General features: G+C 68.1%; 16 protein-coding genes. 10 read left to right on the forward strand and 6 right to left on the reverse strand.

Features of this window, described 5'->3' with window-relative positions; translation table 11 throughout:
- Positions 1 to 98: 98 nt before the first annotated feature.
- Genes pssA through ASD69_RS13900 form a run of 4 tightly spaced genes read left to right on the forward strand, consistent with a single transcriptional unit; the run spans position 99 to position 2,230 of the window.
- Positions 99 to 878 (forward strand): CDP-diacylglycerol--serine O-phosphatidyltransferase, encoded by a 780-nt coding sequence (pssA, locus tag ASD69_RS13885; RefSeq protein WP_056179006.1) that lies wholly within the window; start codon positions 99 to 101, stop codon positions 876 to 878.
- The gene (locus ASD69_RS13890; RefSeq protein ID WP_157499199.1) at positions 875 to 1,264 is read left to right on the forward strand and encodes an alanine acetyltransferase; all 390 of its coding nucleotides are present in this window, start codon (positions 875 to 877) and stop codon (positions 1,262 to 1,264) included. The genes pssA and ASD69_RS13890 overlap by 4 nt, the downstream gene beginning before the upstream one ends.
- Positions 1,261 to 1,755, forward strand: coding sequence for a ribosomal protein S18-alanine N-acetyltransferase (gene rimI / locus ASD69_RS13895; protein WP_056179011.1), 495 nt, complete (start codon positions 1,261 to 1,263; stop codon positions 1,753 to 1,755). The genes ASD69_RS13890 and rimI overlap by 4 nt, the downstream gene beginning before the upstream one ends.
- A 4-nt stretch (positions 1,756 to 1,759) precedes the next feature.
- Positions 1,760 to 2,230: a hypothetical protein gene (locus ASD69_RS13900; protein WP_157499200.1), complete on the forward strand. Its 471-nt coding sequence runs from the start codon at positions 1,760 to 1,762 to the stop codon at positions 2,228 to 2,230.
- A 234-nt stretch (positions 2,231 to 2,464) separates the two neighbouring features.
- Here ASD69_RS13900 and ASD69_RS13905 read toward each other — a convergent pair whose 3' ends face one another.
- From ASD69_RS13905 to ASD69_RS13925, 5 genes are all read right to left on the reverse strand, one after another.
- The gene (locus ASD69_RS13905; protein WP_157489403.1) at positions 2,465 to 2,989 is read right to left on the reverse strand and encodes a hypothetical protein; all 525 of its coding nucleotides are present in this window, start codon (positions 2,987 to 2,989) and stop codon (positions 2,465 to 2,467) included.
- 16 nt (positions 2,990 to 3,005) lie between these two features.
- Complete coding sequence (locus ASD69_RS13910; protein ID WP_056179021.1) at positions 3,006 to 6,056, reverse strand: valine--tRNA ligase; 3,051 nt, start codon at positions 6,054 to 6,056, stop codon at positions 3,006 to 3,008.
- A 105-nt stretch (positions 6,057 to 6,161) separates the two neighbouring features.
- Positions 6,162 to 6,587 (reverse strand): DNA polymerase III subunit chi, encoded by a 426-nt coding sequence (locus tag ASD69_RS13915; RefSeq protein ID WP_056179023.1) that lies wholly within the window; start codon positions 6,585 to 6,587, stop codon positions 6,162 to 6,164.
- A gap of 10 nt (positions 6,588 to 6,597) precedes the next feature.
- Positions 6,598 to 7,335 carry an ATP-grasp domain-containing protein gene (locus ASD69_RS13920; protein WP_056179026.1) on the reverse strand — a complete coding sequence of 246 codons (738 nt, stop codon included), beginning with the start codon at positions 7,333 to 7,335 and terminating at the stop codon, positions 6,598 to 6,600.
- A 22-nt stretch (positions 7,336 to 7,357) separates the two neighbouring features.
- Complete coding sequence (locus tag ASD69_RS13925) at positions 7,358 to 8,827, reverse strand: leucyl aminopeptidase (protein ID WP_056179029.1); 1,470 nt, start codon at positions 8,825 to 8,827, stop codon at positions 7,358 to 7,360.
- Between the two features lie 170 nt (positions 8,828 to 8,997).
- Between ASD69_RS13925 and lptF the strand changes: the two genes are divergently transcribed.
- Positions 8,998 to 10,083, forward strand: coding sequence for an LPS export ABC transporter permease LptF (gene lptF, locus ASD69_RS13930; protein WP_056179033.1), 1,086 nt, complete (start codon positions 8,998 to 9,000; stop codon positions 10,081 to 10,083).
- Positions 10,080 to 11,183 (forward strand): LPS export ABC transporter permease LptG, encoded by a 1,104-nt coding sequence (gene lptG / locus ASD69_RS13935; RefSeq protein ID WP_056179035.1) that lies wholly within the window; start codon positions 10,080 to 10,082, stop codon positions 11,181 to 11,183. Before lptF ends, lptG begins: the two co-directional genes overlap by 4 nt.
- Before the next feature lie 769 nt (positions 11,184 to 11,952).
- Here lptG and ASD69_RS13940 read toward each other — a convergent pair.
- Entirely contained in the window at positions 11,953 to 12,429 is a 477-nt protein-coding gene (locus ASD69_RS13940) for an RDD family protein (RefSeq protein WP_056179037.1), read from the reverse strand.
- Positions 12,430 to 12,544: 115 nt separating this feature from the next.
- Between ASD69_RS13940 and xerD the strand changes: the two genes are divergently transcribed.
- The 4 genes from xerD (at position 12,545) to ASD69_RS13960 (ending at position 22,028) form a co-directional block, all read left to right on the forward strand.
- Positions 12,545 to 13,519, forward strand: a complete 975-nt coding sequence (gene xerD, locus ASD69_RS13945; protein WP_056179040.1) for a site-specific tyrosine recombinase XerD — start codon at positions 12,545 to 12,547, stop codon at positions 13,517 to 13,519.
- A 199-nt stretch (positions 13,520 to 13,718) separates the two neighbouring features.
- Positions 13,719 to 14,594, forward strand: coding sequence for a DsbC family protein (locus ASD69_RS13950; RefSeq protein WP_056179043.1), 876 nt, complete (start codon positions 13,719 to 13,721; stop codon positions 14,592 to 14,594).
- A 183-nt stretch (positions 14,595 to 14,777) separates the two neighbouring features.
- Complete coding sequence (gene purL / locus ASD69_RS13955; RefSeq protein ID WP_056179046.1) at positions 14,778 to 18,818, forward strand: phosphoribosylformylglycinamidine synthase; 4,041 nt, start codon at positions 14,778 to 14,780, stop codon at positions 18,816 to 18,818.
- Between the two features lie 423 nt (positions 18,819 to 19,241).
- Positions 19,242 to 22,028 carry an RHS repeat domain-containing protein gene (locus ASD69_RS13960; RefSeq protein ID WP_157499201.1) on the forward strand — a complete coding sequence of 929 codons (2,787 nt, stop codon included), beginning with the start codon at positions 19,242 to 19,244 and terminating at the stop codon, positions 22,026 to 22,028.
- Positions 22,029 to 22,042 lie beyond the last annotated feature (14 nt).

Here is a 22,042-nt window from a genome sequence, read left to right on the forward strand (position 1 = left end):
GGGCAGGACGGTGCTGGACGGTGGCGGGTAGGGGGACTACGGGGGGAACGTCGATTGCAGCACCGTGCCGGCGCGCAGGCAAGCGCTACACTTCCGTTATGGAACCTACACCTACGCCTCGACCGCGCGGACGCGGCATTTATTTGCTGCCCAATCTGTTCACCACCGGCGGCCTGTTCGCCGGCTTCTACGCCATCATCTCGGCCACCCAGGGCCGCTACGGCGACGCCTGCGTCGCGATCTTCATCGCCGCGATCCTGGACGGCGTCGACGGCCGGGTCGCGCGCCTGACCAATACCCAGAGCGAATTCGGGGTCCAGTACGACTCGCTGGCCGACCTGATCAGCTTCGGCCTGGCGCCCTCGCTGGTGATGTACCACTGGGCGCTGGAGGCGATGAAGCACGACGGTCCGATGCCGGGCAAGATCGGCTGGATCGCCGCCTTCCTGTACGCCGCCTGCGCCGCGCTGCGGCTGGCGCGCTTCAATTCCCAGGTCGGCCAGGTCGACAAGCGCTGGTTCATCGGCCTGGCCAGCCCGGCCGCGGCCGGGCTGGTCGCCAGTTTCGTATGGACCTGCGACGAACTGGGCTGGACCGGCGACGAGCTGCGCTACGTCGCCCTGACGGTGACCGTGATCGCCGGCCTGCTGATGGTCAGCCGGCTGCGCTATTTCAGTTTCAAGGGCGGCGGCCCCAAGCACGACCGGGTGCCGTTCCTGGCGATCCTGGTGGTGGTGGTGGTGGTGATCGCGATCGCGATCGATCCGCCCAGCGTGCTGCTGCTGATCTTCGCGCCCTACGCCTTGTCCGGCCCGGTCTACGCGCTGTACCGGCGCGCGCGCCGGCTGCCGCCGGCCGACACGGGGGCCGCCACGTGAGTTTGTGGAGCGCGCAGCAACGCGAATGGCTGCAGGCGCTGGGCCATCCCGCGCTCGCGCTGGCGTCGGCCGCGCCGGAAGCGGCGCCGCCGTCGCGCCCGGACACGCCGGCCGCGCACGAGCGCGCACGCGCCGAACTGCGCGCACCCGCCGCCGAACGCGCGCCGGAGCGTCCCATCGAGCGCGCCAGGCCCGCGACACCCGCACGCGGCGGCGACGACGCCCTGCTGCGCGCGGTGCTGCGCGCGGCCGGCCGCCGCGCCGATGCGGCGCCCGACGAGGCGGTGCTGAGCCTGTACGACGCCGCGACCCTGCGCGGCTATCCGGCCGCCAAGCGCGCCCTGTGGCCGCTGTTGCGCAGCCTGCGGCGGGGCTCCCGCCCATGAGCGCATTGGCCGCCGACGTCGACCGCGATTCTCCGGCCGCCGCGCTCCGGCCGATGCGCGAGGAGGACCTGGACGCGGTGCACGCGATCGAGATCCGCGCCTACGAATTCCCTTGGACGCTGGGCATCTTCCGCGACTGCCTGCGCGCCGATTACCCGTCCTGGGTGCTGTACCGCAAGGACCGCATCCTGGGCTATTTCCTGATGAGTCTGGCCGCCGGCGAGGCGCACATCCTCAACGTCTGCGTCGCCCCCGAGCAGCAGGGCCACGGCTACGGCCGCCGCCTGCTGCACGCGCTGCTGCAGGTCGCGCGCGGGCGCGGGGCGCAGCGCGTGTTCCTGGAGGTGCGCCCGTCCAATCCGGGCGCGATCGCGCTCTACCACGCCGAAGGCTTCAACGAGATCGGCCGTCGCCCGCGCTATTACCCGGCCCGCGACGGCCGCGAGGACGCGCTGGTGATGGCGATGGAATTGTTCGCGGACGAAGGCTGAGCGAATGCGACCGGCACGATGGCCCCTTGCGTGGCTGCTGGCCGGTTTGGCGCTGGCGCCCGCGTTGGCGTCCGAGCCGGCGCCGAGCGTGCGCCTGTTGACCTCAGCGCCGACCTGCGCGCACAAGCGCCTGGGCCAGGTGTCGGTGACGCTGGGCGAGAAGGCGCCCAACCTGCGCACGGGCATGCCTGCGTCCTCGGTCGACTATCGCTTGGCCTTCGCCAAGCTGGCGCGGGCCGCGCAGGCCAAGGGCGGCGACGCGGTGGTGTTGCGCGGCCACGAAGCGGCCTATGTCACCAAGGGCGCGCGTCCCTCGCGCCGGCCCAGCTACGTGTCCCTGCAAGGCGCGGTGATCGCGTTCGCGAACCCCGGCGCCGCCTGCGAGCTGGTTCTGCTCGATCCGCAGACGTTCGCGCGCGAGGTGTTGGCGCGCGAAGCGGAGGACGTGGTCAAGGAAACCGGTACCGCGTTCTAGGCGGCGCTATCGCCCCATCGGTGCAGGTGGCCCCCGTGCGGTGTGTACCGCGCGCTCCTACCCCRRAGCARAGCSSATCCGCGACGCAGCCGCRCGCTTMCTGTRGGAGCGGCGYAAGCCGCGATGCTTTCCCCGCGCCCGCTGCGGCCGTAGGGTGCGATGACAAACGTATCCTCGTGATCCCGGCCTACCCACGCCGGTGCGGTGCGCCTACGGCTTACCGCACCCTACGAGTTACGGGGCGACATAGAGCTCGGCCGGAAGGCCGATGAAGGCCGGGCCCGACAGTTCGCCACCGTCGAGCGAATCGCCCTTGTGCAAGGCGCGATTGACCGTGGTCAGCGATGCGCTGCGCAGCGCGATGGTATTGAAAGCCTCGCTGGGGCCCTCGTCGTGGAGCATGCGCATCGCCGTTGCCGCCGCCAAGGCGAAGATCGGTTCGCGCGCGCATTCGATCGTATGCCAGCGGCCGTTGCGGCCGCGTGCCGAAAAGGTGGCCGGCAGTACGACGCCCGCGCATTCGGGGATGTGCGCGATCAAGGTCAGGCCGAAGGCCTCCGCGGTCACATCCACCAAGCGTCGTGCGGTCAGCGGATGTCCAGCCAGCCGCAACACTTCGGCTTCGATCTGCGCTTCCGCGCGGTCGCCGTGCCCGAAAGCTTCTATGGCTTGGGCGACGAGTTCGGGCGACACCTCCAGCGGCGGCAGCGCGGCGCGGAACGCCGCATCGGCGCCCTCGCGATCGAACCAACCTAGCAAGCGCCGCAGCACGGACTCAGCCCAGCTTCGCGCGCTGCGCCTGCAAGGCTTCGCGCTGCGCGCGCCAGTCGGCCAGGCGCTTGCGCTCCTGCTCGACCACGGCCGGCGGCGCGTTCTGGACGAAGGTCTCGCTGGACAGCTTGTTCTCGCACTTGCCGATCTCGCCGCCGACGCGCTTGATCTCCTTGTCCAGGCGGGTGCGCTCGGCATCCAGATCGACCAGGCCTTCCAGCGGCACCAGCAGGGTCAGGTCGCCGACCACGCCGGTCGCGGCGGCCGGCGATGCGGCGCCGACGGCAAGCGCTTCGACCCGCTCCAGGCGATTGAGGAAGCGCAGCTGCGAATCGAAGCGCGCGGCGCGCGCACGATCGGCGTCATTGCCGCCCGACAGCAGCAGCACGACGGTCTTGGACGGGGCCACGTTGAGCTCGCTACGGATCCTGCGCAGCGCGGTGACCATCGCCTTCAACCACTCCACGTCGGCTTCCGCGCCTGCGTAATCGGTGTCCAGGTCCGCGGCCCGCGGATACGGCCGCAGCATGATCGTGGTCTCGGCGATGCCCAGCTTGGGCGCGACCTGCTGCCACAGTTCCTCGGTCACGAACGGCGTCAGCGGGTGCAGCAGCGACAGCAGGCGTTCGAGCACGTACAGCAGGGTGTGGCGAGTGCTCTGCGCGGCGGCCTGGTCCTCGCCCAGCAGGGCCGGCTTGGCCAGCTCCACGAACCAGTCGCAGAACTCGTTCCAGGCGAATTCGTACAACGCCTGCGCCAGCAGGTCGAAGCGGTAGGCGGCGAAGTGGGTTTCGGCTTCGGCCGCGACCCGCGCCAGGCGCGACAGGATCCAGCGCTCGGCGTCGGTCTTGGGCTCCGGGGCGCCGCTGAAGCTGGCGTCCTCGGTGTTCATCAGCACGAAACGGGTCGCGTTCCACAGCTTGTTGCAGAAGTTCTTGTAGCCCTCGGCGCGGCCCAGGTCGAACTTGATGTCGCGGCCGGGGCCGGCCAGCGCGGTCATGGTGAAGCGCAGCGCGTCGGCGCCGAAGGCCGCGATGCCGTCGGGGAATTCCTTGCGCGTGGCTTTTTCGATCTTGGGCGCGTCCTGCGGCCTCATCAGGCCGGTGGTGCGCTTGGCGACCAGGGCATCGGCGGTGATGCCGTCGATGATGTCCAGCGGGTCGAGGATGTTGCCCTTCGCCTTGGACATCTTCTGGCCGTCACTGTCGCGCACCAGGCCGGTGATGTAGACGTCGCGGAACGGCACGCGGCCGACCAACTCGTCGGTCATCATGATCATGCGCGCGACCCAGAAGAAGATGATGTCGAAGCCGGTCACCAGCACGCTGGTCGGCAGCGCCACGTCGAAGCCGAGTTCGCCCATCTTGTCTTCGTTCGGCCAGCCTTGCGTGCTGAACGGGAACATGGCCGAGGAGAACCAGGTTTCCAGCACGTCCGGGTCTTGAATCAGCTCAATCCGGTCCTTGACCTTCTCGTAGTTGTCCCGACCGAGCGCGCCAAGCAGCTTGGCGTGAGCGGCAACTTCGGCCTCGGCTTCCGTGCGGGCGACGATCTCCCCGACGAGCGGCGTGAAATCCGAATCTTCCGAGCGCACGGTCCAGGCGGGGATGCGATGGCCCCACCAGAGCTGGCGCGAGATCGTCCAGTCCTGGATGTTCTCCAGCCAATGGCGGTAGGTGTTGATCCAGTTCGCCGGGACGAACTGCACTTCGCCCGACTCGACGAGTTCGAGTCCGCGCTGGGCCAGGCTGTCCATCTTCACGAACCACTGGTCGGTCAGGTAGGGCTCGATCACCTGGCCGCTGCGGTCGCCGCGCGGCACCTGCAGCCGATGCGGTTTGACCTCGATCAGCAGTTCCGCGACATCCAGATCCGCGACGATGATCTTGCGCGCTTCGAAGCGGTCCAGGCCCCGATACGCGGCCGGGATGTACTTCTCGACGATCGCCGTCATGCCTTGTTCGGTGAACAAGGAGAAATCGTCCATGTACTGAGTCTGCTGCGGCGTGCAGCTATCAGGGGCGATCTTGGTGAAATTCGGATCGGCGGACGACAGCACGTGCTTGAGCGCGGTCGGGCCGGAAAGCGTCCAGACCGACGCATCGGGCGCGAAGATGTTGATCGACAGCAGCGAATGGCGCTGGCCCACCGCGTAGTCGTTGGCGTCGTGGGCGGGCGTGACCTTGACCACGCCGGTGCCGAACGCGCGGTCGACGTAGCTGTCGGTGATGACGGGAATGCGGCGGCCGGTCAGCGGCAGATCGACGAACCTGCCATGGATCGCGGTGTAGCGTTCGTCCTCGGGGTGCACCATCACCGCGGTATCGCCCAGCATGGTTTCCGGGCGGGTGGTGGCGACCACGACGTAATCGCGAATCTCGCGCAGGATTTCGTTGCCGTCGGCGTCGCGCTCGACGTATTCGTAGCTCGCGCCATCGGCCAACGGGTAGCGGATCGACCACATGTGGCCGTTCTCTTCCTCGTTGGCCACCTCCAGGTCGGAGATCGCGGTCTTCAGCACCGGGTCCCAGTTGACCAGGCGCTGGCCGCGGTAGATCAGTCCCTTCTCGTGCAGGCGCACGAAGGCTTCGGTGATCGCGTCCGAGGCCATCGGATCCATGGTGAACACGCTGCGCGACCAGTCGCCGCTGGCGCCGAGGCGACGCATCTGGCGCTCGATGGTGCCGCCGGATTGCTGCTTCCAGGCCCACACCTTTTCGATGAACTTGTCGCGGCCCAGCGAATCGCGGGTCTCGCCCTTGCCTTCGATGGCGAGGTTGCGCCCGACCACCATTTCCGTCGCGATGCCGGCATGGTCGGTGCCCATCTGCCACAGGGTGCGATAGCCGCGCATGCGGTGATAGCGGATCAGCGCGTCCTGCAGGGTGTGCTGGAAGGCGTGGCCCATGTGCAGGGTGCCGGTCACGTTGGGCGGCGGCAGCAGGATCGTGTACGCCGGGCCCTCGCCGTGCGGCTGGAATACGCCGCTGCTCTCCCATTGCGCGTACAGGCGGGCTTCGAACTGTTTGGGGTCGTAGCTGGGGGCGAGGGACATAGGAGCCGGGATTCGGGATTGGGGATTCGGGATTGGGAAGGGCGGGGGCGGGAAGTGGTTAGGTTGTTCGAATCTCGAATCACCCATCCAGAATCCCGGCCTTCATCACATGTCGTGCTTTTTCAGGTCGAAGCCGCGGGACTGGTACTGCTTCCAACGTTCGCGCAGCGGGCCGCGCGCTTCGGCGTCGGCGGGTACCACTTCCAGCACGCGGTCGAAGCTGCCCTGTACGGCGTCGTCGCGCAGGTTGATGACCAGCGGGCGCATCGCCGCGTCGGCGTCCGGCGCGCTGATCAGCACGTCGGCCTCCTCCTCGTCGACGTCGGCGCCGGCGATCTGGTGCGGGATGAAGACGTCGTCGCCCATGTCCCACAGCAGATCGTCCAGGGCCTCGGCCTGGGACGCGTCGCGGGCCAGGATCAGGGTCGGCAGGCCGGCGTCGAACGCCTTGCGCGCCAGTTCGCCCACCAGCCGCAGCGGCTCCTCGCGGAAACGCGCGGTGGTGATCAGATAGAAGTCGGCGCGCGGCATGGTGTCCTAACTATTCACTTTTTTTGAACGACGCGGCGCGGACGACTTCCAGTACGCGCACGGGATCGCAACCGTAAATGCCGGATCCCCAGGCCGCATTCTGTTCTACGCAGGCCCAACGGCCATCGTCGAGCGTTCCGACATCAATGACCACGGCATTGGGGATTTCGACGGAAGGGTCGGCGAGTATCTCCGCCATGAAAGCTTCGAGCGCTGAACACTCGTCGTCGCTGGTGGAGAACCCTGTATCCCGCTGCAGATCGCCGTTACGCGAATAGATCGAGTAGGTATGCAGCACGCGATTCAGCACGAAGCAACGGAACTCCATATTCCATTGCACGACGTCCGATACCAGGACCGGAGTGTCTCCGTCGTACTCGATCGGGAGGTCCGCGCCGCCATAGACGCCCGCAGGAAACGATTTGTCGTTCGGCGGCTTCACGAACATCGGCACTTCCAGCTTGCGCGCCTCTTGCAAGGTCGTCAGGCGGATATGCCGATGTTTGTACTTCATTGGCAGGCGGACGAGCCAATCCTCCGACGGCGACAGCAGCGTCAGCCCAAGCGTTTCTGCGTAGTCGGGGGCAAACAGAGCCTCTGCGTACAGCACGGGGTCCGGTAGCGCGACGACATGGTCAGGAAGGCGCCATCCGCCCAGCCTTTCCGTAGACCAGCCGAGCGCATTCGCCGCTTTCCACAGAGAGCGGGAATCTTCAGTCTGGCGTGGGGTCAGGATCAGGGTCGGCATCGTATGGAGTCGACAGCTCAGCTCAGGCCGCGCGCTCGAGCAGCCACTGGCTCAGCAGGCCGACCGGACGGCCGGTCGCCAGGCCGCGCTTGCCCTCGTCGTTGGCCACGCCGGCGATATCCAGATGCGCCCAACGCTGGCCTTCGGTGAAGCGGGCCAGGAAGCAGCCGGCGGTGATCGCGCCGGCCCAGCGGCCGCCGATGTTGTAGACGTCGGCGAAGGTCGATTCCAGCTGGGTCTGGTACTCGTCCCACAGCGGCAGGCGCCAGGCGCGGTCGAACACCTGCTCGCCGGCACCGAGCAGCTCGGCGGCGAGGTCGTCGTCCTTGCTCATCAGGCCGCTGGCGTACTTGCCCAGCGCGACCACGCAGGCGCCGGTCAGGGTGGCCACGTCGAGCAGGGCCTGCGGCTCGAAGCGCTGCGCGTAGGTCAGCGCGTCGCACAGGATCAGGCGGCCCTCGGCGTCGGTGTTGCCGACTTCGATGGTCTTGCCGGACATGCTGGTGAGCACGTCGGAGGGGCGGTAGGCGTCGGCGTCGGGCATGTTCTCCACCGCCGGCACCACCACCACCAGGTTGATCGGCAGCTGCATGCCGACCGCGGACACGAAGCTGCCCATCACCGTGGCCGCGCCGCACATGTCGAACTTCATTTCCTCGATGCCGCCCTGAACCTTCAGGTTGATGCCGCCGGTATCGAAGGTGATGCCCTTGCCGACCAGCACATAGGGCTTGGCGTCGCCGCCGTTGTTGTACTTGAGCACGATCAGCTTGGGCGGATTGGCCGAGCCGCGCGCCACCGCGAGCAGCGAGCCCATGCCCAGTTCCTGCATCTGGGCGCGGTCCAGCACTTCGCAGCTGGTGGTCGGGAAGCGCGCGGCGAAGGTCTGCGCCTGCTCGGCCAGGTAGGCCGGGTTGCACACGTTCGGCGGCAGGTTGCCCAGCTCGCGCGCGAACGCGACGCCAGCGGCGATCGCCTGGCCCTGGGCCAGCGCGGCGGCATCGTCGCCGTTGATCGCGAGCTTGCGCAGGCCGGCCTCGTCCTTCTTCTTGCCGAGGGTGGCGGTGTAGCGGTAACAGGCGTGATCGGCGGCGATCGCGGCCTGGCGGATCGCCCAGGCGTTGTCGCGGCCGGTCACCGGGGCTTCGGACAGGGTGAACACGGCGTGTTCGACCGGGCCGGCCTTGAGCGCGCGGGCGGCGTCGGCGGCGGCCTTGAGGTACTGCGGCACGCCGAACTTGCCGGCTTCGCCCAGGCCCACCACCAGCACGCGCGGCGCGGTCACGCCGGCCAGATCGTGCAGCAGGGTGGTCTTACCGGTCTTGCCGCTGACGTCGCCGCGCTCCAGCAGGGCGGTCAGGCGGCCGCCGCTGGCGGCGTCCAGCGCCTGGCCGGCGGCGGTCAGGGTCTTGTCGGCATAGGCGCCGACCACGATGCAATCGGTCTTGACGGCGGCGGGCGCATCGCGGTTCAGGTCGAATTCGAGGGTCATCCAACAGATTCCCAGGTAGAAGTGCAGCTAAAGGAAGTGAGTTCCGTACAATCGGGCGGCTTCCGGTGGGCTGGACTTGCGCGCATCGCGCCGGCTTCAGCCGTCCCATGCCGTCGAACGAACCCCCGAGTTTAACGCAAGCCCGCCCCCATGCCGAAGCCCAATGCCCGATGCCCAAGCTTGACCGCTACCTGCTGAGCGAATTCGCCCAGGCCACCTTCGCCACCCTGGTGGTGCTGCTGATCGTCGCCGTCGGCGGGGCCTTCACCGACGTGCTGCAGGACATCGCCCGCGGCCGGGTGCCGGCCGGGATGATGCTGGCCCAGCTGGGCCTGGTGCTCCTGAAGTGGCTGCCGCTGATCCTGCCGCTGGCGCTGATGCTGGGCCTGATGATGGGCACCGGGCGGCTCTACCGCGACTCGGAAATGCCGGTGATCGCCTCGATCGGCGTCGGCCCGCGCCGCCTGCTCAAGCCGGTCATGCTGCTGGTGGTGCCGATCGTGCTGGTGGTGGGCGCCTGCTCGCTGTGGCTGGGGCCCTGGGCCGAGCGCGTGTCCAAGCAGATGATCAGTCAGGCCAACCGCAACCTGATCGTGGCCGGCCTGGAGCCGGGCAGCTTCACCGAATTGCCGGGCGGCAAGGGCGGGGTGATCTATGTCGGCGCCATGTCCAACGACGGCAGCCGCTTCCAGCGCGTGTTCGTGTACCGCCAGAGCGACGACCGCCGCGAAATCACCACCTCCAACGACGGCGTGCTCAATGTCGACGAGCAGGGCAACCGCTACCTGACCCTCAACAGGGGCTTCCAGGTCGAGGGGCCGCGTGATAACGGCCTGGATTTCCGCATGATGCATTACGCCAGCAACGAGCTGCTGCTGCCCGCCGGCGAGACCAAGTTCGACCCCAAGAACCCCGAGCTGATGTCGACCCCGGCCCTGCTCGGCGATGCGCGTCGCGAGGCCGGCGCGCAGCTGCATTACCGGCTGGCGCCGCCGCTGCTGACCTTCGCGTTCGCCCTGATGGCGATCCCGCTGGCGCGCAGCATGCCGCGCCAGGCGCGTTACGGACGCATTCTGATGGGCTTCCTGGCCTATCTGATCGGCATCAATCTGATGATCGCGGGCACCGGTTGGCTGGAGAGCGGCAAGATTTCGCTGAGCCTGGGCCTGTGGTGGCTGGTGCTGCCGATGCTGGCGCTGGCGCTGTGGCTGTACTTCGGTGACGGCCGCCTGCGCCGGGCGAGGGCGCTGGCATGAAGCCCTTCCCGAAGATCCACGACGTCTACGTCGGCCGCGTCGTGCTGGGCACGGTGCTGCTGACCTGGACGGTCTTGATGGGCCTGGATGTGATGCTGGGCTTCGTCAGCAGCGAGCTCAGCGACATCGGCAAAGGCAACTACGGCCTGACCCAGGCCCTGACCTACATGGTCTACACGATCCCGCGCCGCGCCTACACGCTGTTCCCGACCTCGGCGGTGATCGGCGCGCTGATGGCGCTGGGCCAGCTTGCGGCGACCTCCGAGCTCACCGCGCTGCGCGCGGTCGGCCTGTCGCGCCGGCGCCTGAGCCTGGCCGTGGCCGGTGCCCTGACGACCCTGACCCTGCTGATGGTGGTCAACGGCGAGACCCTGTCGCCGTGGGCGCAGCGCAGCGCCGAGGCGCTCAAGGCCTCGGCCAAGTCCAAGAACATGATCGTCGCCCAGTATTCGGGCCTGTGGGCGCGCGAGGGCGATTTCATCCTCAACGCCGGCGGCGGTCAGGACCGCAGCAACGGCAAGGACACCTGGCTGGAACTGCGCGACGTGTTCTTCTACGAGTTCGCCGAGGACGGCCGCCTGAAGTCGGCCGCGATCGCGCATATCGCCGAACACCGTCCGGGCGGCTGGGTGCTGCGCGACGTCACCCGCACCACATTCGGCGCCAAGTCGGTGACCCAGACCCATGTGGCGCAGGAGCGTTGGGAGTCCAAGCTGGACGGCGCCGCGCTGATGGCCGGCTCCGACCGGCCGCGCTACCTGAGTTCGGCGGCGTTGGCCGCGGCGATCGACTACCGCGAGCGCAACGGTCTGGACGCGGGCGAGTTCGAGGAGCACTACTGGGGCCGCTGGTTTTATCCGATCAACGTGCTGGCGCTGTGCCTGGCCGCGATTCCGTTCGCGTTCGGCGCGCTGCGCAGCGGTGGCATGGGCAAGCGCTTGTTCATCGGCATCGTGTTCGCGCTGGGTTTCTGGTTGCTGCAAACGCAGTTCGTGAAGCTGGCCAGCGTGTACAAGTTCGACTTCCGCCTGGCCTATCTGATGCCCACGGTAATCATGGTCGGCGTGTCGGCATTCCTGTTCAAGAAACGCTCGGGCTAAAGCTCGGGCGCCTGCCGCGGCGCCCCTGTAGGAGCGGCGCAAGCCGCGACCCCGACCTCCGGCTGCATCGTAATTTTCGATTCGAGGCGGCTTTCTGTGGGAGCGGCGTGAGCCGCGATCGCGAGCTCCGGCGACGTCGTAATTTTCAATTCGAGTCGCCTTTCTGTAGGAGCGGCGCAAGCCGCGACCGCGAGCTCCGGCTACGTCGTAAATTTCGATTCGAGACGGCTTTCTGTGGGAGCGGCGTAAGCCGCGATCTCGAGCTCCGGCTACGTCGTAAATTTCGATTCGAGACGGCTTTTTGTGGGAGCGGCGTAAGCCGCGATCTCGAACTCTGGTTGCTGTGCAAGCTAGGCTTCAGGCCGGGCTTCCGCCTGCTGCGCATGCGCGCCACTTGCCGTTGCTTCTAGCTCCCTCCTTTGGAAAAGGAGGGTTGGGGAGGATTTGCTTTTGCCTTGCTGTCGCTTCTTCTGACCGAAGGTCAAAGGCTTCCGCCTGCTGCGCATGCGGGTCACTTTCTCTTGCTAGCCCAAGAGAAAGTAACCAAAGAGAAGCGTCCTGCGCGCCGCCCTACGGGTCTACGACTGGTCGTGTGAGTGCGGTGCCTTTGGATTTCAATGCCGCGGCAACGGCAACGGCAACGGCAACGGCAACGGCAACGGCAACGGCGATGGCAATTGCAGCTCCGTGAAAGGCGGTATTCGTAGGATGCGGTGAGCCGCAGGCGAACCGCATCGTCGCGTGGCGGCGGCGACGCGCGCGGATCGAACTACTTCTTCGGCAACCGAATCAACCGCGTCCCGCTGGCGCGGTCGTGCCAGGTCAGGCGGTCGCGATCCAGCCAGGCCCACCAGAAGCCCAGGCCGGCGGCCAGCAGCGATACGCTGCCGACGCCGTAGCGAATCAACAAGGCCTTCCAGCCCGGCCGGCCGCCGTCGGCGCCGATCAGGCGCAAGCGCCACGGCCGCATGCCCAGGGTCTGGCCGCCGCGGCGCCAGCTGATCGTGGCGTAGGCGCCGGTGAGCAGCCAGCACACCAGCCACAGCAGCCACTGCAGCGCGCTGAACGGCGCGATGTTCTCGTGCACGTCGTGCCCGGACACGGTGTAGCCGACCGAGAACAGGGCCGAGGCCAGCATCCACAGCGCCAGCGCCGGCCAGAAATCGTAGAACAGCGCGAACCAGCGCCACAGCAAGAGGGGGGCGGGTCGGGTAGGCGTGTCCGGGGCGGCATGTTCGGTGCTCATCGCAACAGGATAGCCGCCGAGCGCGCGCGGTCGTAGCGCCGCCGATGCGCGCGTGCGCGATTGCGGGCGCGCGCCGGGCTTGCGCCGTCGCGCCCGGCTGAGGGACGCTGCCGCGATGACGTCGCCGAAATCCCGCAAGACCACGCCCGCCGAACGCCGCAGCCTGGCGATGTCGCTGCCGCCGCTGCCGGACGCCGACGAGGCCGCGATCCGCGTGTTCCTGGATGCGATCTGGGCCGAGAGCGGCCTGGCTCAGCAAACCCTGGACAGCTACCGGCGCGACCTCGAAGGCCTGGCGCGCTGGCGCGGCGGCCGCGACGGCGGCCTGGCCGGCGCCGATCGCGCGGGCTTGTTCGATTACTTGGCCTGGCGCACCAAGGAAGGCTATTCGCCGCGCAGCAACGCGCGCCTGTTGTCGGCGCTGCGGGCCTTCTACGCGCTGCGCCTGCGTCGTGGCGAGCGCGCCGACGATCCCACCGCCCTGCTGGAGCCGCCGCGGCTGCCGCGTTCGCTGCCCAAGGCGCTGGCGGAAAGCCAGATCGAGGCGCTGCTGGCCGCGCCCGAGGTCGACACGCCGCTGGGCCTGCGCGACCGCGCCATGCTGGAACTGATGTACGCCGCCGGCTTGCGCGTGAGCGAGCTGGTCAACCTGGCCGCGACCGCGGTCAACCTGCGCCAGGGCGTGCTGCGCGTGACCGGCAAGGGCGGCAAGGAGCGACTGGTGCCGCTGGGCGAAGAGGCCCAGCACTGGCTGGAGCGCTATCTGGCCCAGTCGCGTCCGCTGCTGGTCGGCAAGCAGGCGCTGAAGCCCCTGTTCGTCGGCGGTGCCGGCGAGGAAAGGGCGCTGACCCGCCAGCAGTTCTGGGGCCTGGTCAAACGCTACGCCGCGGTCGCCGGCATCGACCCGGCCCGGATCAGCCCGCACGGCCTGCGCCACAGCTTCGCCACCCACCTGCTCAATCACGGCGCCGACCTGCGCGCATTGCAGATGCTGTTGGGCCACAGCTCGCTGTCGACCACCCAGATCTACACTCTGGTCGCGCGCGAGCAGCTCAAGCAGTTGCACGCCAAGCATCACCCTCGAGGGTGAACCGCCATTCAACCTGGTCCGGCCGTTTCCAGCCCCGATTCCCGTACTCCCCAGTTCCCGAAAACGCCAACCCCGTCGCGCTAGCGCCACCGGTCCGGCCCCCCCGGCCGACCCCGTCCCGCGCCCCGTGCGACAATCGTTGAACCACACCTTCCCCGCGCGGTCCAAACGCTCGGTGAACCAGCCAAGGACCCGATCGATGAAGTACGCCCTATTCGCCGTGCTCGGAGCGCTCAGCCTGTCGGCCTGCGCCGAGGCCCCCAAGCCCGCCGCCGATGCCGCTAAAACCCCGGCCGCCGCCAGCGCCAAGCCTGCCGAGGCCAAGGCCGCCGCCGGCACGCCGGACGCGCGCGCGATCGAAGCCATCCGCGTGCTCAACTCGCGCGTCACCGTCGAGCGCGTCGGCGCCGCGCCGATCCCGGGCTTCCGCGAGGCGATCGTCGCCGGCCAGGTGGTCTACGTCAGCGACGACGGCCGCTACCTGTTCCTGCCGGGCTCCGGCGGCGCCCTGTTCGACACCACCGCCAAGAAGAACCTCAGCGAAGTGGCCTTGGCCGGCATGCGCAAAGAGGCGTTGAAGGCGATCCCGGCCAGCGAGCGCATCGTGTTCGCGCCGGCCAATCCCAAGTACACGGTGTCGGTGTTCACCGACGTCGAATGCGGCTACTGCCGCAAGCTGCACAGCGAAATCGCCGAGTACAACCGCCAGGGCATCGCGATCGAGTACCTCGCGTTCCCGCGCGCCGGCATCGGCAGCCAGGACTACAACAAGATGGTGTCGGTGTGGTGCGCGCCGGATCGTCGCAAGGCCCTGACCGACGCCAAGGCCGACCACGCGGTGCCGAACAAGAACTGCAAGAACAGCATCAACCAGCAGTACGACGTGGGCCAGCGCGTGGGCCTGACCGGCACCCCGATGATCCTGGCAGCCGACGGCACCCAGCTCGGCGGCTACGTGCCGCCGGCGGCGCTGCGCGAAACCCTGGACAAGCTGGCCACCGATGGCAGCGCCAAGCCGGCCGCGACCGGCCCGGTCGACGCCGTACCGGCGGCGGCCACGGCCGGCGGGGCCTGAGTCCCGTCGCCCCGGCCGACCCGGCCGGGCGCCACTGACGATGCCGCCGCGAGGCGGCATCGTCGTTTCCGGGCCCCGCCCGGGCCCGCCGGGCTTGCCGCGGCGGGCCGTGTGCACGGAAAACGGCGCGGGTGCGGGCGCTTGGATACAATACCGGGCCCGACGTTGCACGGTTCCCCGGACATGATCGTCCTCGAGGGCCTTTCGGCCCTGTCTCCGTTCCGCCGCGAACGGCTCCAAGCCCGCCTGCAAGCCATTCACCCCGAAGTCCGCCTGATCGACGCCTGGCCCGTGTATTGGGTCCGGCCCGACGTGGGCGCGCAGCCGGATGGCGACACCCTGCGCCGTATCCTGCAGGCCGAGCCGGACGCCGCCGCGCGCGAAGCCGGCGCGGTCTCGCGCTACGTGACCCCGCGCCTGGGCACGCTGTCGCCCTGGGCCAGCAAGGCCACCGAACTGCTGCGCGGCGCCGGGCAGCCGGTCGCGCGCGTGGAGCGCGGCACCCGCTACGACCTCGCCGGCTGGCCCGCCGACGCCGCCATCCAGGGCGCGCTGGCCAAGGCCCTGCACGATCCGATGACGCAGTCGCTGCTGGATGCGCGCGACGACGCCGCGGCGCTGTTCGCGGTGCCGGAGCGCGGCGAACTCGAACGCATCCCGCTGGACGGCCTGGAGAGCGCCAACGTCCGCCTCGGCCTGGCCCTGGCCGAGGACGAGATCGCCTACCTGCGCGAACGCTATGCCGCGCTCGGCCGCGCCCCGTCCGACGTCGAACTGATGATGTTCGCGCAGGCCAATTCCGAGCACTGCCGGCACAAGATCTTCAACGCCTCCTGGACCATCGACGGCCGCGAGCAGACCAGCTCGCTGTTCAAGATGATCAAGCACACCCACGCGCAGACGCCGGAAAACACCCTGTCGGCGTACAGCGACAATGCGGCCGTGGTGGAGGGCTATCCGAGCCGGCGTTTCCGCCCGCAGCCGGGCAGCCAGGCCTACGCCGCCGAAGCGGAAACGCCATCGGCGTTCTGCATCAAGGTCGAAACCCACAATCACCCGACCGCGATCGCGCCGTTCCCGGGCGCCAGTACCGGCAACGGCGGCGAGATCCGCGACGAAGGCGCGACCGGCCGCGGCGGCCGCCCCAAGGCCGGCCTGTGCGGTTTCAGCGTCTCGCACCTGCGCATTCCGACCCTGCCGCAGCCCTGGGAAGGCGAGCGCGCCTTGAACCCGCGCATGGCGCCGGCGCTGGAGATCATGCTCGACGGCCCGATCGGCGCAGCCGCGTTCAATAACGAGTTCGGCCGCCCCAACCTGGTCGGCTACTTCCGCAGCTTCGAACTCGCCGAGGGCGCGCATGCGCGCGCCTACGACAAGCCGATCATGCTCGCCGGCGGTCTCGGCGCGATGGACCGCATCCAGGTCGCCAAGCTCGGCCTCAAGCCCGGTCACGCCGTGATCGTGCTCGGCGGTCCGGCCATGCTGATCGGCCTGGGCGGCGGCGCCGCCAGTTCGGTCGCATCCGGCGACAGCGCCGAGGACCTGGATTTCGCGAGCGTCCAGCGCGACAACCCGGAAATGGAGCGCCGCTGCCAGGAAGTGATCGACCGCTGCGTCGCGCTCGGCGCGGACAATCCTATCGACAGCGCCCACGACGTCGGCGCCGGCGGTTTGTCCAACGCGATCCCCGAATTGCTGCACGACTCCAACCTCGGCGGCGTGATCGATCTGGCGCGCGTGCCCAGCGACGATCCCTCGCTGTCGCCGATGCAGCTGTGGTGCAACGAATCGCAGGAGCGCTACGTGCTCGGCCTGCCGGCCGACCGCGTCGCCGACTTCGCCGCGATCTGCGAACGCGAACGCTGCCCGTTCGCGGTGGTCGGTTACGCGACCGCGGAAGAGCGCCTGGTGGTGGGGTATGGCGCGACCGTCGAATCCGTCTACGGCGTTGCGGATTCCCTTCTCCCGCCTGCGGGAGAAGGTGCCCGCAGGGCGGATGAGGGCACGCGGCAAGGCATTGGCGGCGACTCTCAGCAGTGGCCGATCGACCTGCCCATGGACCTGCTGTTCGGCAAGCCGCCGAAGATGCACCGCGACACCCGGCGTCCGCCGACCGCGCCGTGGCCGGCGCTGAACTGGAACGGCCTGGACCTGCATCAGGCCGCGCTGCGCGTGCTCGCGCATCCCACCGTCGCCTCCAAGCAATTCCTGGTCACCATCGGCGACCGCAGCGTCGGCGGCCTGACCGCGCGCGATCAGATGATCGGCCCCTGGCAGCTGCCGCTGGCCGATTGCGCGATCACGCTGTCGGGCTTCGAAGGCTATGTCGGCGAAGCCATGGCGATCGGCGAGCGCACCCCGCTGGCCCTGCTGGATGCGGCCGCGGCCGCGCGCATGGCGGTGGGCGAAGCGATCACCAACCTGTGCGCCGCGCCGGTGGAATCCTTGAACCGGATCAAGCTGTCGGCCAATTGGATGGCGGCGGCCGGTCACCCAGGCGAGGACGCGCTGCTGTTCGACGCGGTCAAGGCGGTCGGCCTGGAGCTGTGCCCGGAGCTCGAGCTGAGCATTCCGGTCGGCAAGGACTCGCTGTCGATGCAGGCGCAATGGCAGGCCGACGGCGTCGCCCACAAGTCGGTGTCGCCGGTGTCGCTGATCGTGAGCGCGTTCGCGCCCGTGGTCGATGTGCGCCAGCAACTCACCCCGCTGCTCGCGCGCGAGCCCGACAGCGAGCTGTGGCTGATCGGCCTGGGCGCCGGCAAGCAGCGCCTGGGCGGTTCGGTGCTCGCGCAGTGCCACCCGCAGGCGACCGGCTCGGCCGAGGCCGGCGGTCTGCCCGCGTTCGCCGCGCTGTCCGCCGATGGCGACCGCGACGACCTGGGCGTGCCCGACCTCGATCACCCGCAGCGCTTGCGCGATTTCTTCGAACTCATCCGCGACGCGCGCGAGGCCGGCCTGCTGCTGGCCTATCACGACCGCAGCGACGGCGGCGCGTTCACCGCGCTGTGCGAAATGGCGTTCTGCTCGCGCCTGGGCCTGGACATCAGCCTGGACGGCTGGGGCGAGGATCCGTTCCGCACCCTGTTCAACGAGGAACTCGGCGCGATCGTGCAGATCGCCGACGAGGACCGCGCCGAATTCGCCGACCTGGTCGCGCGCCATGGCCTGATCGACTGCGCCCAGCGCATCGCCAAGCCGGTGCTGAGCCGCGTAGAAGGCGCGGCGGCCGCACCCGCGGTGCGCGTGCGCGAGGATGGCGCAACCCTGGCCGAATGGCGTTGGGACGAGCTATTCGATGCCTGGTGGTCGGTCAGCCACGCCATGCAGAAGCTGCGCGACAACCCCGATTGCGCCGATGAGGAGCGCGCGATCGCGCGCGACTTCGCCGCGCCGGGCCTGAAGCCCAAGCTCACCTTCGACCCCGCCGACGATGTCGCTGCGCCGTTCGTGAACCTGGGCGCGCGTCCCAAGGTCGCGATCCTGCGCGAGCAGGGCGTCAACGGCCAGATCGAAATGGCGGCCGCGTTCGACCGCGCCGGCTTCGAAGCGTTCGATGTGCACATGAGCGACCTGATCGCCGGCCGCGTCTCGCTGCAGGACTACAAGGGCTTCGCGGCCTGCGGTGGTTTCAGCTATGGCGACGTGCTCGGCGCGGGCCGCGGCTGGGCCACCAGCGTGCTCGAGCGCAGCGCCCTGCGCGACGCGTTCGCGGCCTTCTTCGCGCGCGAGGACAGCTTCTCGCTGGGCGTGTGCAACGGTTGCCAGATGCTGGCCCAGCTCAAGCCCATCATCCCGGGCGCCGAGCATTGGCCGCGCTTCCTGCGCAACCGCAGCGAACAATTCGAAGCGCGCCTGGGCCTGCTGGAAGTCGGCGAGTCGCCGTCGCTGTTCTTCCGCGGCATGGCCGGCTCGCGCATCCCGGTGTCGGTGGCGCACGGCGAAGGCCGCGCCAGCTTCGATAACAACCTCGACCAGAGCGCGGCGGACATCTCGTTGCGTTACATCGACGGCGAAGGCCGCGTCGCCGAGCGCTACCCGCTCAACCCGAACGGCTCGCCCGACGGCATCGCCGGCCTGACCTCGCGCGACGGCCGCGCCACCATCCTGATGCCGCACCCCGAGCGCACCCTGCGCAGCGCGAATCTGAGCTGGGCGCCGCGCGACTGGAGCGGTGACTCGCCGTGGATGCGGATGTTCCGCAATGCGCGGGTGTGGGTGGGGTAAGCGTTGGCGCTGCTACGAACGAGGCATTAAAGAAGGGCGTCCGCAAGGGCGCCCTTTTTTTGTGCCAGTTGGCACGCATAAAAAGCGGCGAATTTCGCATGGCCGGCTTGGTGCGCGCACGCCGCTTGCGACGGCGATAGAACCGCTGAATTGCGCTCGATTCGACGGCATAGCGTTCGGATCTGCGCCGAGCCGTGCTCGCATTGCGCTAAGGCGTGATCGCGCATGCGCATGCACGGAGTTTCACCACGAACATCCGATTGACAGCCTTTTCCACTCGGCTGCGATCCTGCGATCAGGCGTGCGCCCACTGCGCCGAAGCGAACGCATTCGCGCGTTCTTCGGTCCGACAATGCATCGACACGACCGGGAGTTCATACCGGTCTCACATCGGGCCTCTGGTCCTGGGTCGAGGGGAAGACCGTGCGATATCTGATCGGTGCATTGCTCACGCTTACGTCCTGCGCGGTTTGCGCGCAGAAGGCGCCGTGGGAGGAATACGACAAGCTCATCAAGTCGGCGCAGACCATCAAGTCCGAGGGCCCGACCTTGTTCGGCGATTCGGTGAACCTGTACACGGGCGCGACTTCGTTCGCGACCGTGGACGTGTCGATCCCCGGCAACTTTCCGATTTCGGTCGCGCTTGGGCGGCGTTTCTCTTCGGCGACCGACGCGCGCAGCCGCCCGTTCGGAGATTGGGATTGGGACGTTCCGTATATCAGTGGCAACTTCAGCCGTGCCGAAGGCTGGGTGCTGGGAACTTCGGCCGCCACTGCCAGCGCCAATCGCTGTTCGTTCCCCACCAGCCCGGAAACGGCGCGGCCGCCCTTGGTCAAAGTGCAGAGCTCGACGCCTACGAGTGCGCCGGCGGTGCAGCCCTGGGAGTACTGGAGCGGCTATAGCATGTCGGTTCCCGGCGGAAGCCAGGAGCTGCTGATCGCAACCGCGGAGACGCGGCCGCGGCCGACCGACGGCGGTGTCTATCCCTGGGTCACCAACAAGCACTGGCACCTGTCCTGCGTGTCGAGCCTGCAGAGCGGACAGGCGGGCGAGGGCTTCATGGCGCGTTCGCCGGACGGTACCCGTTACCGTTTCGACTGGATGGTGGCGCGTCCTTCCGACGATCTGTTGAAGCCGGTGGTCAGCCAGGGCGTCGTGGTTCAGCGCCCGGTGCCGCGCGACGAGATACGCCTGTACCCGACGCGGATCGAGGATCGATTCGGCAACTGGGTCGCCTACGCCTGGAGCGGCGCCAAACTGCTGTCGATCACCTCCAGCGACGGCCGTCAGCTCAGCTTGAGCTGGGAGAACGTCAACGGCTACGACCGGGTCACTAAGGTGGCGACTAATACCGGGCGCGAATGGAACTATGGCTATTCGCCGTACTCGCAGCTCACCGCGGTGACGCTGCCCGACAGCAGCCAGTGGGCGATCAATTTCGCCGCGCTTTGGGGAAGCCCGTACTACGAGATCGACGAAGAAACCATGACCGACGGCCGTCGCGTGCCTCTGCAGGACAAGGCGCTGTATTGCTCCTGGATGCGCAAACTCAGGCCGCTGACACGTATCGCGACCATCCGGCATCCGTCCGGCGCCAGTGGCGAGTTCGTGTTCCAGACGGTGCGCCATGGCCGAAACGGCGTGCCGTTCGATTGCGTCTTCCCGCCGAACATGGGGCCGCGTCCCGATCCCGATTTCGAGCCGGGCGATGACACGCTGAACGCCATGATTCCGGCACGCTTCGACGTGCTGGCCCTGCAGACCAAGCGCGTCACCGGGCCGGGCCTGCCGGGTCACGTCTGGAGCTACAGCTACACCACTCCGATCGGTAGCTGGGAAGGCGAGTGTCCGAGCTGCGCGACCACCAAGACCACCACGGTTACCGATCCCGACGGCGATCGCACGGTGAATACTTACGGCGTGGTCTACAACGACAACGACGGCAAGCTCTTGAAGGTCGACGTCTACGCCGGCAGCAGCTTGCTTCGCAGTTCGACCACCACCTATCTCAGTAACGCAGCCGCGCCGAATCAGGAATTCGCCGACCGAATGGGCGTAAGCCCGCAGATCCGTCTCGACTCGTTCTCGTCAGAACGCCAGCGGCCGGCGGTGTTCAGCTCGGTGCAGCAGGACGGCGTGCGCTTCGATACGGCATACGAGACCTTCGACGAATTCGCCCAGACGAAGCGCGTTGGGCAGTCGAGCACTTTGGGCTACACCCGCACCGACATCACCGAATACCTCAACGATAAGACGAAGTGGGTGATTGGCCAAGTCCAGCGCCAGACCAACTTCAACACCGGTGCCATTCCTTCGCGTACCGAATACGACCCCGCTACTGCATTGCCTAAGCAGACCTTCGCCTACGAAAAACCGCAGCAGGGACTGACCTACAACGCCGACGGCACGCTGGCCAGCGTCGTCGATGGGCGTGGTTTGGCTACGACGGTAAGCAATTGGAAGCGCGGCATTCCGCAGACGATACGTTTTAATGACGGCACGCAGAAGCTCGTGGGCGTGGACGGAAACGGCTGGGTCGGATCGGTTACCGATGAGAATGGTTATGCCACGGGCTACTCCTACGATTCCATGGGGCGTATCACGCGCGTCACGCCGCCGGCTGGCGACGATGTCGCGTGGCTGGATACGGTACTGCGTTTCGAGCCCGTAGCTACGGCCGAGTACGGCCTGGAGGCCGGACATTGGCGCCAGGTGGTGACTACCGGAAATCGAAAGAGGATCGTCTATTTCGACGCTCTGTGGCGTGCCGTTGTGGAGCAGGAAGAGGATATGTCCAACCCTGCCGGAACGCTGCGCTGGAGCGCCAAGCGCTACGACGACGAAGGGCGGACAGTCTTCGCCTCCTACATGCTCAATCCACGGGTCGATGGTGAGTCGACGTTCTCAAATCCCGCATTGAAAGGCACGGTGTCGCAGTTCGATGCGCTCGGACGGCCGACGCGGACGATACAGGACGGCGAAGAGGGGCCGCTGGCGACGGTGATCGACTACCTGGCCGGTTTCAAGCGTCGCACCACCGACCCACGCGGAATCGCCACCAGCGAGACGTTCGAAGTCTACGGGACGCCGGGTTACGACGCGCCGAGGCAGATCGATGCCGCTGAGAACACCGTCGATAAGGCGCGCACCACCATCGTTCGCGACGTGCTGGGCAATACCAAGGAAATCGTGCGCGGCCCGGGCGGTTGATCCGGCGATAGCTC

Source organism: Lysobacter sp. Root604 (genome assembly GCF_001427505.1).
In the GTDB taxonomy this organism is placed as follows: Bacteria; Pseudomonadota; Gammaproteobacteria; order Xanthomonadales; family Xanthomonadaceae; genus Lysobacter.

Coding starts and splice junctions, on each gene's coding strand:
- ASD69_RS13900 (WP_157499200.1), top strand. CDS start 1,760: ATGCGACCGGCACGATGGCCCCTTGCGTGGCTGCTGGCCGGTTTGGCG.
- rimI (WP_056179011.1), top strand. CDS start 1,261: ATGAGCGCATTGGCCGCCGACGTCGACCGCGATTCTCCGGCCGCCGCG.
- ASD69_RS13950 (WP_056179043.1), top strand. CDS start 13,719: ATGAAGTACGCCCTATTCGCCGTGCTCGGAGCGCTCAGCCTGTCGGCC.
- ASD69_RS13940 (WP_056179037.1), bottom strand. CDS start 12,429: ATGAGCACCGAACATGCCGCCCCGGACACGCCTACCCGACCCGCCCCC.
- ASD69_RS13920 (WP_056179026.1), bottom strand. CDS start 7,335: ATGCCGACCCTGATCCTGACCCCACGCCAGACTGAAGATTCCCGCTCT.
- lptG (WP_056179035.1), top strand. CDS start 10,080: ATGAAGCCCTTCCCGAAGATCCACGACGTCTACGTCGGCCGCGTCGTG.
- ASD69_RS13910 (WP_056179021.1), bottom strand. CDS start 6,056: ATGTCCCTCGCCCCCAGCTACGACCCCAAACAGTTCGAAGCCCGCCTG.
- ASD69_RS13915 (WP_056179023.1), bottom strand. CDS start 6,587: ATGCCGCGCGCCGACTTCTATCTGATCACCACCGCGCGTTTCCGCGAG.
- ASD69_RS13925 (WP_056179029.1), bottom strand. CDS start 8,827: ATGACCCTCGAATTCGACCTGAACCGCGATGCGCCCGCCGCCGTCAAG.
- lptF (WP_056179033.1), top strand. CDS start 8,998: ATGCCCAAGCTTGACCGCTACCTGCTGAGCGAATTCGCCCAGGCCACC.
- pssA (WP_056179006.1), top strand. CDS start 99: ATGGAACCTACACCTACGCCTCGACCGCGCGGACGCGGCATTTATTTG.
- xerD (WP_056179040.1), top strand. CDS start 12,545: ATGACGTCGCCGAAATCCCGCAAGACCACGCCCGCCGAACGCCGCAGC.
- purL (WP_056179046.1), top strand. CDS start 14,778: ATGATCGTCCTCGAGGGCCTTTCGGCCCTGTCTCCGTTCCGCCGCGAA.